We start from the raw sequence: 13,094 nt of genomic DNA on the forward strand, positions 1-13,094 counted from the left end.
CACTCAAGGGGTGTGAGTCACATTTTTTGGCAGACAAGGAGAGGCGCGTGAGGCGATTGCCGGGGATTTTACTGCTCACTGGAGCCGCATTCGTTGTCATCGCAGCGCTGCTGGTCAGTGGGCTGCGCCTTGCTCTACCGCATCTCGATAGCTGGCGTCCGACCATTCTGGGCAAGATCGAATCTGCCACCGGTATGCCCGTTTCCGCCAGCCAGCTTTCTGCTAACTGGCAAAATTTTGGCCCTACGCTCGAAGCTCGCGATATTCATGCACAGCTGAAAGACGGTGGCGAATTCTCGGTAAAGCGTGTCACGCTGGCGCTGGATGTCTGGCAAAGTTTGCTGCACATGCGCTGGCAGTTTCGCGATCTCACCTTCTGGCAACTGCAGTTGCGCACCAATACACCGATCCAGCGCGGCGATAGCGGCGACGGGATTGAAACCAGCCACATCAGCGATCTGTTCCTGCGCCAGTTTGATCATTTTGATCTTCGCGACAGCCAGGTTAGTTTTTTGACCCTGTCAGGCCAGCGTGCGGAACTGGCGATCCCTCAGCTAACCTGGTTGAACGGTAAAAACCGGCATCGTGCTGAAGGCCAGGTCAGCCTCTCCAGCCTGACCGGGCAGCACGGTGTTATGCAGGTGCGTATGGATCTGCGTGATGATGACGGCCTGCTGAATAATGGTCGAGTTTGGCTGCAGGCTGACGACATCGACGTTAAGCCGTGGTTGGGAAAATGGATGCAGGACAATGTTGCGCTGCAAACTGCGCGCTTTAGCCTGGAAGGCTGGATGACGCTCAACAAAGGCGAAATCTCTGGTGGCGATGTCTGGTTGAAAAAGGGCGGCGCAAGCTGGAAGGGAGAGAGCAACATCCACACGCTGTCCGTCGATAACCTGACTGCGCATATCAGCCGTGAGCACTCCGGTTGGTTGTTCGCTATCCCGGATACGCGCATCACGATGGATGACAAACCCTGGCCGAGTGGGGCATTAACGCTGGCCTGGTTTCCCGGGCAGGAAGTGGGGGGTGCCAATAATAAGCGCAGTGACGAATTACGTATTCGCGCCAGTAACCTGGAGCTAGCCGGGTTAGAGGGGCTACGCCCGATGGCCGCTAAGTTATCTCCGGCATTGGGTGATATCTGGCGGGCCACGCAACCGAGCGGCAAGATAAATGTGTTGGCGTTGGATATCCCGTTACAGGCGACCGAAAAAACCCGTTTCCAGTCCTCGTGGACCGATCTGGCCTGGAAACAGTGGAAGCTGCTGCCGGGGGCAGAACATTTCTCCGGTACATTGTCTGGCAGCGTGGAAAATGGCGCATTAACGGCCTCCATGAAGCAGGCAAAAATGCCGTATGAAACCGTCTTTCGTGCCCCGCTGGAGATAGAAGATGGCGTGGCAACGCTCAGTTGGCTGAAGAATGAAAATGGCTTTCAGCTAGACGGGCGCAATATTGACGTTAAAGCGAAAGCGGTACATGCGCGCGGCGGTTTTCGTTATCTGCAACCAACCGGTGATGAACCGTGGCTGGGGATTCTGGCGGGGATTAGCACTCACGATGGCTCCCAGGCCTGGCGCTATTTCCCGGAAAATCTGATGGGAAAAGAGCTGGTTGATTATCTCAGTGGGGCAATTCAGGGCGGTGAGGCGGATAACGCAACACTGGTTTATGGCGGTAACCCACATCTGTTCCCGTATTTGCATAACGAAGGTCAGTTCCAGGTGCTGGTGCCGCTGCGTAATGCAAAATTTGCCTTCCAGCCGGACTGGCCCGCACTGACTGACCTCAATATTGAACTGAACTTCATTAACGATGGCCTGTGGATGAAGACGGATAGCGTCAATTTAGGGGGGGTAAAAGCCACTAACCTGACGGCAAATATCCCTGACTACGCAAAAGAAAAACTGCTGATTGATGCCGACATCAACGGGCCGGGCAAAGCGGTTGGGCCTTATTTCGACGAAACACCGCTGAAAGAGTCGCTTGGTGCCACGCTGGAACAGCTGCAAATTGACGGTGATGTGAGTGCTCGCTTACATCTTGATATCCCGTTAGATGGTTCGCTGGTTACGGCCAAAGGCGACGTGAACCTGCGTAATAACAGTCTGTTTATCAAGCCGCTCGACAGCACGCTGAAGAATTTGAACGGTAAATTCAGCTTTATCAACGGCGATCTCAAGAGTGAGCCGATGACGGCGAACTGGTTTAATCAGCCGCTGAACGTCGACTTTTCCACTACCGAGGGTGCAAAAGCTTACCAGGTTGCTGTGAATCTGAACGGTGACTGGCAGCCAACTCGCATGGGGATACTCCCCGCACAGGTGAATGATGCCTTAAGCGGCAGTATGGCGTGGAACGGTAAGGTTGGCATTGACCTGCCATATCATGCCGGAGCGACCTACAACATTGAGCTGAAAGGCGACCTGAAAAATGTAAGCAGTCACTTACCTGCTCCGTTAAACAAAGTCGCCGGTGAGTCGCTACCGGTTAATGTTAAGGCAGATGGTAACCTGCGCAGCTTCGATCTGACCGGTAACGCCGGAAGCAAGAACCACTTTAACAGCCACTGGTTGCTGAATCAGAAACTGACGCTTGACCGCGCAATCTGGACTTCGGAAAGCCGTACCGTGCCAGCGCTTCCTGACCAGCAGGGCATCGAACTTAATCTTCCGCCCATGGACGGTGCGCAATGGCTGGCATTGTTCCAGAAAGGCGCGGCAGATAACGTCGGAAGTAATGCGAACTTCCCGCAGCGTATTGCGGTGCGCACGCCTTCTTTATCCCTGGGCGGCCAGCAGTGGAATAACCTGAGCATTGTGTCTGAACCTGGGCTTAATGGTACCAGCGTACGGGCACAGGGGCGTGAGATTAACGCCACATTGGCTATGCGCAATAATGCTCCGTGGCTTGCCAATATCAAGTACCTGTATTACAACCCGAACGCTGCAACGTCATCGCCAAATACAACGCCAGCCTCGCCGTTCTCTGCTATCAGTAACGTCAGTTTCCGTGGCTGGCCGGATGCGCAGATACGCTGCGAAGAGTGCTGGATGTGGGGGCAAAAGTATGGGCGCATTGATGCCGATGTCGCGATAAAAGGTGACACATTAACGTTGAGCAATGGTCTGTTGGATACCGGGTTTGCCCGGCTGACCGCCGATGGCGAATGGGTCAATGTGCCGGGCAAGGAGCGTACGTCACTGAAAGGAAAGCTGAATGGCAACAAGATTGATTCAGCCGCGGGTTTCTTTGGCGTATCTACCCCGATTCGTAACTCTTCCTTTAACGTCGAGTACGATCTGCACTGGCGTAATCCGCCCTGGGATCCGGATGAAGCTTCACTGAATGGGATTTTGCGTACCCGTTTGGGCAAAGGTGAATTGACTGAACTTAGCACCGGACATGCGGGACAACTGTTACGTCTGCTGAGCTTTGATGCGCTATTACGTAAACTGCGTTTTGATTTTAGCGATACGTTCAGCGAAGGTTTTTACTTTGACTCTATCCGCAGTACGGCGTGGATCAAAGACGGTGTGATGCACACTGATGATACGCTGGTGGATGGCCTGGAAGCTGACATCGCCATGAAAGGTTCGGTGAATCTGGTGCGTCGCGAACTGGATATGGAAGCCGTTGTCGCACCTGAAATTTCTGCCACCGTTGGGGTGGCCGCGGCGTTTGCCGTCAACCCAATTGTCGGCGCGGCGGTATTTGCCGCCAGTAAAGTTTTGGGACCGCTGTGGAGCAAAGTTTCAATTCTGCGCTATCGCATTACCGGTCCGGTCGATAAGCCACAGATCAACGAAGTTCTGCGCCAGCCGCGCAAAGAAAGCCAGCAATGATTTGACGGGGGCGAGTAATTGCCCCAATCTCAACATAGAACTTCTACCGCAGTCCGTAGGCCGGATAAGGCGTTTACGCCGCCATCCGGGCATTGAAGCGCCTGATGGCGACGCTGGCGCGTCTTATCAGGCCTACAACAGTAACTAATGAGTAGCAAAACGATGAGTCTGAACCTGGTAAGTGAACAATTGCTAGCGGCGAATGGCCTGAAACATCAGGATCTGTTTGCCATCCTGGGCCAACTGGCCGAACGCCGTCTTGATTACGGCGATCTCTATTTTCAGTCGAGCTATCACGAATCCTGGGTTTTAGAAGACCGCATCATTAAAGATGGTTCTTACAATATCGATCAGGGCGTTGGCGTGCGCGCCATCAGCGGCGAAAAAACCGGGTTTGCCTATGCAGACCAGATTAGCCTGCTGGCGCTGGAGCAAAGTGCTCATGCCGCGCGTACTATCGTGCGCGACAGCGGTGATGGCAAAGTAAAAACGCTGGGGGCGGTAGAGCATCAGGCACTTTATACCTCAGTAGATCCCCTGCAGAGCATGAGCCGCGAAGAGAAGCTGGATATTCTGCGCCGCGTAGACAGCGTGGCGCGTGCCGCCGACAAGCGTGTGCAGGAAGTGACGGCGAGCCTGACCGGTGTGTATGAACTGATTCTGGTGGCGGCGACCGACGGTACGCTGGCCGCTGACGTCCGTCCTCTGGTGCGTTTGTCCGTAAGCGTACAGGTTGAAGAGGATGGCAAACGCGAGCGTGGCGCCAGCGGTGGCGGCGGTCGTTTTGGCTATGACTATTTCCTTGGCGACCTTGATGGCGAAGTTCGTGCTGACGCATGGGCGAAAGAGGCCGTACGCATGGCGCTGGTCAATCTCTCTGCGGTAGCCGCGCCTGCCGGTACGCTGCCGGTGGTACTCGGCGCTGGCTGGCCGGGCGTTCTGCTGCATGAAGCGGTCGGTCATGGTCTGGAAGGTGACTTTAACCGCCGTGGCACGTCGGTATTCAGCGGTCACATGGGTGAGCTGGTGGCGTCAGAATTGTGTACCGTCGTTGATGATGGCACGATGGCGGATCGTCGTGGTTCAGTAGCCATTGATGACGAAGGAACGCCGGGTCAGTACAACGTGCTGATCGAAAACGGCATTCTGAAAGGCTATATGCAGGACAAACTCAATGCGCGCCTGATGGGCGTGGCACCAACGGGTAACGGTCGTCGTGAATCTTACGCGCATCTGCCCATGCCGCGTATGACCAACACCTATATGCTACCGGGCAAATCCACGCCGCAGGAAATCATCGAATCCGTTGAATACGGTATTTATGCGCCTAATTTCGGCGGTGGCCAGGTGGATATCACCTCCGGGAAATTCGTGTTCTCTACCTCCGAAGCGTATCTGATTGAAAACGGTAAAGTGACCAAACCGGTGAAAGGCGCGACGCTGATAGGCTCCGGTATCGAAGCAATGCAGCAGATTTCGATGGTGGGTAACGACCTGAAACTGGATAACGGCGTGGGTGTTTGCGGTAAAGAAGGACAGAGTCTGCCGGTTGGCGTGGGCCAGCCGACGCTGAAGGTGGATAACCTGACCGTAGGTGGCACCGCGTAACATCATGATTCAGGCCCGATAAGCACCAGTGCTATCGGGCATCTTGCCAGATGCGGCGTCAACGCCTTATCTGGCCTGGACTCTTTTTATTTCTCTTTTCCTCGACCGTACATTCCCTGAAACAGCTGCGCCACATCGACAAAATAATCCGTCAGATAGTTAATCACCACCTGCACCTTGAGCGGCAGCTTATCCTTTTCGGTATACAACGCATACACCGGACGTGGATCTGACTGGTAGCGGGGGAGCAGGATCTCCACTTCGCCGCGGTTGATCTCGTTGATCACCCACATCAGCGGTACATAAGCTATGCCCGCGCCTGCCGCCAGCCAGCGCACCAGCGTCATCGGATCGTTGGTCACAAAACGTCCCTCTGGGATCAGACGGGTAGAAATCCCCTCCGGGGCAATTAATTCGAACTCATTATCCGGACGAACGCTGTATTCCAGCCACGAGTGGTTGCTGAGATCGGCGGGTTTCTCCGGGACACCAAACTGGGCGAGATAACTTTTTGCCGCGCAGACCACCATCGGCATAGCCCCCAGACGACGCGAAAAAAGGCTGGAGTCCTGCAGGGCACCCACGCGGATAACCACGTCCAGACCGTCGGCAATCAAGTCGGGTGCCGGTATTCCCGTCACCAGATTTACCGTCAGCCCAGGATACTCTTTGAGCATTTTTGCGGTCAGTCCGGCGAGGACATTTTGTGCCATGGTTGAAGAACAACCAATGCGCAGCGTGCCAATGGGCGTGTTGTTAAAAGCATACAGTTGCTCGTGAACATCCTGCGCTTCGTGCAGCATCCGGCGGCAGCCCTGATAATAAATTTTACCGGCTTCAGTTAGCCCAATGCTACGCGTGCTGCGGTTTAGCAGCTTGACCTGTAGCTCATCTTCCAGTTTTGAGACCGTCTGGCTTATCGATGAAACGCTCATTTGTAGCTGTCTTGCGGCGGCGGTGAAGGAGCCCAGTTCGACAACTTTGGCGAACACCGACATACGTTTTAATCGTTCCATTGTTCACTCTGGCTTAAAAGTGATTTAGATCACATAATATAGATAACAGCATAACAGTTACGTTAATATATTATTATTCAAATAACGGCTATGTCGCTCTCGCCTGGCTCATCCTTGCCCTTCTCTGCGGTGACATACGCTAGAAAATCTATCATCTGCACTCTCTTACGTTACCAAGGTCAACATGAGTCTGTTTCCCGTTATCGTGGTGTTTGGTCTGTCCTTCCCACCGATTTTTTTCGAATTACTTTTGTCACTGGCGATTTTCTGGCTGGTGCGCCGGGTGCTTGTTCCGACTGGCATCTATGATTTTGTCTGGCATCCGGCTCTGTTTAACACTGCGCTGTATTGCTGTCTGTTCTATTTAATAACGCGCCTGTTCGTTTGAGGTTGAAGTGAAAACACTAACAAGAAAACTCTCCCGCACGGCCATTACCGTGATACTGGTCATTCTGGCCTTCATCGCTATTTTCCGCGCATGGGTGTTCTACACCGAGTCGCCGTGGACGCGTGATGCGCGTTTCAGCGCCGATGTCGTCGCGATTGCGCCGGATGTTGCGGGGCTTATTACCAACGTTAACATCCATGATAACCAACTGGTGAAAAAGGATCAGATCCTGTTCACCATCGACCAGCCACGCTATAAGAAAGCCCTTGAGCAGGCCGAAGCTGACGTCGCTTATTATCAGGTTCTGGCGCAGGAAAAACGCCAGGAGGCCGGTCGTCGTAACCGACTGGGCGTGCAGGCTATGTCTCGCGAAGAGATCGACCAGTCAAACAACGTCCTGCAAACCGTATTACACCAGCTTGCGAAAGCACAAGCGACCCGCGACCTGGCAAAATTAGATCTGGAACGTACCGTTATCCGTGCGCCTGCAGACGGATGGGTGACTAACCTGAACGTCTATAGCGGTGAATTTATTACGCGCGGCTCCACGGCGGTGGCACTGGTAAAACAGCACTCATTCTATGTACTGGCGTATATGGAAGAGACCAAACTGGAAGGCGTTCGCCCAGGGTATCGCGCTGAAATCACCCCGCTTGGCAGTAATAATGTGCTGAAAGGCACCGTTGATAGCGTGGCGGCTGGCGTAACGAATGCCAGCAGCACGCGGGACGCAAAGGGTATGGCGACCATTGATTCCAATCTTGAATGGGTGCGTCTGGCGCAGCGCGTGCCGGTGCGAATTCGTCTTGATGAGCAGCAGGGAACCTTGTGGCCTGCCGGGACGACGGCGACCGTCGTCATTACCGGCAAGCAGGATCGCGATGCCAGCCAGGAATCTTTCTTCCGTAAAATGGCGCATCGCCTGCGCGAGTTTGGTTAATCGCGATGGGTATTTTCTCCATTGCCAACCAGCATATCCGCTTTGCGGTAAAACTGGCCTGCGCGATTGTACTGGCGCTGTTCGTTGGCTTTCACTTCCAGCTTGAGACCCCTCGCTGGGCGGTACTGACCGCAGCCATTGTGGCGGCAGGCCCGGCCTTTGCCGCTGGCGGAGAACCTTATTCAGGCGCTATCCGCTATCGCGGCATGTTGCGTATTGTCGGGACATTTATCGGCTGTATTGCCGCACTGATCATTATCATCAGCATGATCCGCGCCCCGCTATTGATGATCCTGGTGTGTTGTATCTGGGCCGGTTTTTGTACCTGGATCTCTTCACTGGTAAAGATCGAAAACTCCTATGCCTGGGGGCTTTCGGGTTACACGGCTCTGATTATCGTCATTACCATTCAGGCGGAGCCTCTGCTGACGCCACAATTTGCGCTTGAACGCTGCAGCGAGATTGTGATGGGGATTGTCTGCGCTATCATCGCCGACCTGCTCTTTTCGCCCCGTTCAGTGAAACAGGAGATAGATGTCGAGTTAGACAGTCTTCTGGTGGCGCAATATCAGCTTATGCAGCTGTGTATAAAGCATGGCGATAGCGAAGAGGTGGACAAGGCCTGGGGCGCTTTAGTTCGTCGTACGGCGGCGCTGGAAGGTATGCGCAGCAACCTGAACATGGAATCCTCGCGCTGGGTGCGGGCTAACCGCAGACTCAAGGCATTGAATACTCTGTCGCTTACGCTCATCACGCAATCCTGCGAAACCTATCTTATTCAGAACACCCGACCAGAACTGATCACCGATACCTTCCGCGAGTTGTTTGATACGCCGGTTGAAACGGTGCAGGACGTACATAAACAATTGAAGCGGATGCGCCGCGTGATTGTCTGGACCGGTGAGCGTGATACGCCAGTGACGATCTATAGCTGGGCCGGCGCGGCGACGCGCTACCTGCTGTTGAAACGCGGTGTGGTCAGCAATACCAAAATTAGCGCTATTGAAGAAGAGATCCTGCAAGGCGAACCGGTGGTGAAGGTGGAATCCGCCGAACATCACCATGCGCTGGTCAACTTCTGGCGTACTACGCTGTCCTGTGTGCTGGGAACCTTATTCTGGTTGTGGACCGGCTGGACATCAGGTAGCGGCGCGATGGTCATGATAGCAGTCGTCACCTCGCTGGCCATGCGTTTGCCTAACCCCCGCATGGTGGCCATCGACTTTATCTATGGCACACTGGCAGCATTGCCGTTGGGGGCGCTCTATTTTCTGGTGATTATCCCCAATACCCAGCAAAGCATGTTGTTGCTGTGTCTGAGTCTGGCGGTGCTGGGATTCTTTCTGGGTATTGAGGTGCAGAAGCGGCGTCTGGGCTCAATGGGGGCGCTGGCGAGCACCATTAACATTATCGTGCTTGATAACCCGATGACGTTCCACTTTAGTCAGTTCCTCGACAGTGCACTGGGGCAGATTGTTGGCTGCGTATTGGCGTTTATCGTTATTCTGTTGGTGCGGGATAACTCGCGTGACAGAACAGGTCGTGTGTTGCTTAACCAGTTTGTGTCGGCAGCGGTCTCCGCAATGACCACCAATGTTGTGCGCCGTAAAGAAAACCACCTTCCGGCGTTGTATCAGCAGCTGTTTTTACTGATGAACAAATTCCCCGGTGATCTGGCAAAGTTCCGCCTGGCACTGACGATGATTATTGCTCACCAGCGTTTACGTGATGCGCCTGTACCGGTAAACGACGATTTATCGGCGTTTCATCGCCAGCTTCGCCGTACCGCCGATCAAGTTATTTCTGCAGTCAATGATGACAAACGCCGACGCTACTTTGGTCAGTTGCTGGAGGAGCTTGATATCTACCAGGAAAAATTAACGCTTTGGGAAGCCCCGCCTCAGGTGACGGAGCCAGTGAAACGACTCACGGGAATGTTGCACAAATACCAGCATGCGCTGACCAGCAATTCATAACTCATCTAACCGGAAGAGGATATCTCTTCCGGTTTCAGTTTTACCGCCCCTGTAATGTCATGATAAACGCGTTCATTAATGTGGAGAGCTGTTCGTCGTACCAGTAGGCATAAAGATCGGCTGGAATAGGGTCATTCAACGGTAAGAAACGAACGCCTGGCCAGTGGATCAATCCGCAGGTTTCTGGCAGCAAAGAGAGACCAATTCCTGCGCTAACCAGCGCCAGCGCTGTTTGCGGTTCGTTAACCTGGTGGGTAATCAGAGGATAAAATCCTACCTCAACACAGCGGTCATGTACCTGACGGGCGAAATTGCTTTGATTGAATGAAAGCGAAATGATGGGGCGTTCAGCGAGCATCGCCAGTGAGACGCTTTGGTGTTGGCAGAGAGGATCGTGTTCAGGTACGGCGAGAGCAACCGCTTCGCGGGAAATCAATTGGCTACGAATATTCGTCTCGGATTGGGGCAGTACGTTCCGGCTAATCGCAATATCAATCGTCCGGGCATGCAAGGCTTCAATTTGCTGATGTTGGGAAAGCTCCTGCAAACTCCAGTTTACGTACGGCTGTTGCTTCTTAAAGTCCTTTAGACGTGTCAGCAGCGTTCCCCACAATGCGCTACCGACTATCCCAATGTTGAAATGCTGATGTTCGCTACGGCCAATCTGTCGCACATAATTGAGGGATTGATCGGTGGTACTCAGGATACGATCGACTTCCGTTTTCAATACCTGCCCGGCTCGCGTGAGAACCACTTTACGGCTGGTACGTTCAAATAGCGTCGTTTCAAGGATCTCTTCCAGTTCTTTAATCTGCATACTCAACGGCGGTTGAGAGATGTTTAACCGGGCCGCGGCCCGGCCAAAGTGCAGCTCGTCAGCGAGAACCTGAAAATAACGCAATGTTCGAAGACGAATTCGGCTATTGGCCTGGAGATCAATCATGCTGATTACGCGTAAGAGAGGGAGAGAAACGGCATCATGCCGTCCTCCCCAAAGCTTGTCAAACCGCAGCGGATGGCGGGCGGGCGAGACGCTCGGCCTGGCTGCAGGTGACAGCGATAACCAGCGTCAGCAGTAACACACAATAGGCGACAGTTGACGTATTCACCGCCCCCTGCAGACCAAAGTGGCTGTTTACCATGGAGGAGACGCTGGCAAACAGTAGCGTGCCCACTGTGCCGCACGTCAACAAGGCGGAGATCAAGGTTGGTGAACTGCGACTCACCTGCAGTGAACCATAGCTCATCAGGCCGGAGAATAAACCGGAGTTAAAGAAACCAAACACGCCGCACGCTATCAGAATCAGCGTGGTATTGTTGCTGTTGGCAATTAGCGCAATAGAGACCAGACCAATGCTTGCGCAGATCAGCAGGAAAGTGCGCAGTTTCATCCATTTCACGGTGAACTGATTCAGGAACAGGCCAATGGCTTTCGTCACCCAATACACAGTAGTGAATAGCGCGGCATCCTGCGCCTGAAGTGTAAAACGCGATTGCAGGTAGCCCGGTGTCCACATGGTAAAAATGGGTTCAGCCAGCAGGAAAGCAAAGAGAGTAAAACAGATCAAATAGACAGAGATCCCCCAGGGTTCTGACTCTTCCGTTTTCTCGTGTTGCTGCGGCTGCGCAGCCTCTGTCGATGGGAAGCGACAACGCAGGGTAAGTGCCAACATCAACGCGCCCAGACCGCCCATAATCCCATACATCGCAATCCAACTGGCACCCAGTTTAAACATCCAGGCTAACAGTAAGGAAAGGGTTGCTCCGGCAAAGCTGAAAAAGAAATCGGTAAAAATCAGGCTGGAAGAGCGGCTCTTTTCATCGGGATTAATACGGACCACCAGATAACTGCCGATGGTCATAAACACGCCCCCGCAGGCACCAATTCCGGCCACTGCAACGCTAAACAGCGTTAAGGTTGGTTGGATAAAAAGTACTACGCTGATAATCACGGTGAGCGTTGCAGCAATAACTAATGGTTTTTTCAGCCCCCATTTTTTCATCAGAATGCCGCCAAGCATAATAGGCACAAACATTCCGATGTTCATCAGAGTAAAGACCTGCCCGATAAAGCTGGGGTCTTTATGAAAAGCGGCACAAAGTGGCCCAAGCACAATCCCCAGTGTCGACACCAGTGCGCCAACAAAGTAATAGCTCAGGTACGAAACGGCATTGAGATTTGCGCGAGAAAACTGATTGTCTGGCATAACTTTTCTCCAGACGGAGCAGGGCGACCTGTCCGTCTACGGAACCACGATCAGGCGTACTGCTTGAGGAACTGGCTGATCAAACGAATAAAATCTTCGGTTACCATGGCAGCGCATTTCAGCGTTTGTTCATGGGAAAGCTCAACATCACTGAGACCTTCAGCCATATTTGTGATGGCTGAAACGGCCAGTACTTTCAGGCCACAGTGGCGTGCAGCTATCACTTCCGGTACCACCGACATACCGACGACATCGCCGCCCATACGCTGCATCATGCGAATCTCCGCAGCCGTCTCAAAATTAGGTCCAGGATAAGAGACAAAAACCCCTTCATGAAGCGTGATACCCAACTGCTCTGCGGCACCGTGAAGCTGCTGGCGCAGTTCGCGATCGTATGCGTTAGCGAGGCTAAAGAAGCGAGGACCAAAGCGTTCATCGTTCGGCCCGACAAGTGGGGTAGATGGCATGGTGTTGATGTGATCGTTGAGGGCGACCAGACTACCTGCAGGAATATCTACGTTCAGCGAACCCGCGGCGTTGGTACAGAATAAAAATTCGCAGCCCAACAGTTTAAAGGTACGTACGGCATGGGTCATGATGCCCATTCCCAGCCCTTCATAAAAATGCCCACGTCCCTTCATGCAGATGAGGTCGATACCATAAAGCGTTCCCATCACCACTTCCCCGGCATGGCCGATTACAGTGCTGACCGGAAACCCAGGTAATTGTTGATATGAAAGCGTGGTTTTATTTTCCATGCGATCGGCAAGAGCCCCCAGACCTGACCCAAGTATCAGAGCGATACGTGGATGAAAATTGGGTTTTGCAGAACGCAGAATTTCAGCCGCTTCATACGGGGTATCGTTGACAACAGACATGGACATATCGACTCCAGAGACTATTTAGTTGCATGCATTTTGTGGAGGCTTCAATTACAAATCCAATATGATAAATGCGGTTATTGATATGATTTTTATATTGAAAAAATCAGATAAATATCGGATCTATTATTTTTCAGAAAGTTATGGCCAACCTGTTTCATACTGTTTCCGAAACGCAGTCATAGGATTGCACAAAAATGTGATGTATCTCTCTTTGTCTAAACGATGAA

At 53.0% G+C, this 13,094-nt stretch carries 9 protein-coding genes; 5 read left to right on the forward strand and 4 right to left on the reverse strand.

Translation table 11 applies throughout. The features are described 5' to 3' along the window. Nucleotides 1–47 precede the first annotated feature (47 nt). Both yhdP and tldD read left to right on the forward strand, forming a co-directional pair. Nucleotides 48–3,848 (forward strand): AsmA2 domain-containing protein YhdP, encoded by a 3,801-nt coding sequence (yhdP, locus tag OGY19_RS10815; RefSeq protein ID WP_116361146.1) that lies wholly within the window; start codon nt 48–50, stop codon nt 3,846–3,848. A gap of 162 nt (nt 3,849–4,010) precedes the next feature. Next, nucleotides 4,011–5,456, forward strand: a complete 1,446-nt coding sequence (gene tldD, locus OGY19_RS10820) for a metalloprotease TldD (protein ID WP_003025183.1) — start codon at nt 4,011–4,013, stop codon at nt 5,454–5,456. 86 nt (nt 5,457–5,542) lie between these two features. Here tldD and aaeR read toward each other — a convergent pair whose 3' ends face one another. Next, the gene (aaeR, locus tag OGY19_RS10825; RefSeq protein WP_038634351.1) at nt 5,543–6,472 is read right to left on the reverse strand and encodes an HTH-type transcriptional activator AaeR; all 930 of its coding nucleotides are present in this window, start codon (nt 6,470–6,472) and stop codon (nt 5,543–5,545) included. Between the two features lie 184 nt (nt 6,473–6,656). On the opposite strand from aaeR, the gene aaeX reads away from it, so the two are divergent. Genes aaeX through aaeB form a run of 3 tightly spaced genes read left to right on the forward strand, consistent with a single transcriptional unit; the run spans nt 6,657 to nt 9,776 of the window. Further along, complete coding sequence (aaeX, locus tag OGY19_RS10830; RefSeq protein WP_003025177.1) at nt 6,657–6,860, forward strand: p-hydroxybenzoic acid efflux pump operon protein AaeX; 204 nt, start codon at nt 6,657–6,659, stop codon at nt 6,858–6,860. 7 nt (nt 6,861–6,867) lie between these two features. Next, nucleotides 6,868–7,800: a p-hydroxybenzoic acid efflux pump subunit AaeA gene (gene aaeA, locus OGY19_RS10835; protein ID WP_003025174.1), complete on the forward strand. Its 933-nt coding sequence runs from the start codon at nt 6,868–6,870 to the stop codon at nt 7,798–7,800. Between the two features lie 5 nt (nt 7,801–7,805). Then, nucleotides 7,806–9,776 (forward strand): p-hydroxybenzoic acid efflux pump subunit AaeB, encoded by a 1,971-nt coding sequence (aaeB, locus tag OGY19_RS10840; protein ID WP_048213453.1) that lies wholly within the window; start codon nt 7,806–7,808, stop codon nt 9,774–9,776. A gap of 40 nt (nt 9,777–9,816) precedes the next feature. Here aaeB and OGY19_RS10845 read toward each other — a convergent pair whose 3' ends face one another. The 3 genes from OGY19_RS10845 to xapA are packed head-to-tail and all read right to left on the reverse strand — an operon-like array spanning nt 9,817 to nt 12,867. Further along, entirely contained in the window at nt 9,817–10,719 is a 903-nt protein-coding gene (locus OGY19_RS10845; protein WP_048213452.1) for a LysR family transcriptional regulator, read from the reverse strand. Nucleotides 10,720–10,777: 58 nt separating this feature from the next. After that, nucleotides 10,778–11,983: an MFS transporter TsgA gene (tsgA, locus tag OGY19_RS10850; protein ID WP_061068701.1), complete on the reverse strand. Its 1,206-nt coding sequence runs from the start codon at nt 11,981–11,983 to the stop codon at nt 10,778–10,780. Nucleotides 11,984–12,033: 50 nt separating this feature from the next. Then, entirely contained in the window at nt 12,034–12,867 is an 834-nt protein-coding gene (gene xapA, locus OGY19_RS10855) for a xanthosine phosphorylase (protein WP_048213450.1), read from the reverse strand. Nucleotides 12,868–13,094: the final 227 nt, after the last annotated feature.

The sequence above is a fragment of the Citrobacter sp. Cy070 genome (genome assembly GCF_030332245.1).
Taxonomy (GTDB): domain Bacteria; phylum Pseudomonadota; class Gammaproteobacteria; order Enterobacterales; family Enterobacteriaceae; genus Citrobacter; species Citrobacter youngae.

Coding starts and splice junctions, on each gene's coding strand:
- tldD (WP_003025183.1), top strand. CDS start 4,011: ATGAGTCTGAACCTGGTAAGTGAACAATTGCTAGCGGCGAATGGCCTG.
- aaeR (WP_038634351.1), bottom strand. CDS start 6,472: ATGGAACGATTAAAACGTATGTCGGTGTTCGCCAAAGTTGTCGAACTG.
- aaeX (WP_003025177.1), top strand. CDS start 6,657: ATGAGTCTGTTTCCCGTTATCGTGGTGTTTGGTCTGTCCTTCCCACCG.
- aaeB (WP_048213453.1), top strand. CDS start 7,806: ATGGGTATTTTCTCCATTGCCAACCAGCATATCCGCTTTGCGGTAAAA.
- OGY19_RS10845 (WP_048213452.1), bottom strand. CDS start 10,719: ATGATTGATCTCCAGGCCAATAGCCGAATTCGTCTTCGAACATTGCGT.
- tsgA (WP_061068701.1), bottom strand. CDS start 11,983: ATGCCAGACAATCAGTTTTCTCGCGCAAATCTCAATGCCGTTTCGTAC.
- xapA (WP_048213450.1), bottom strand. CDS start 12,867: ATGTCCATGTCTGTTGTCAACGATACCCCGTATGAAGCGGCTGAAATT.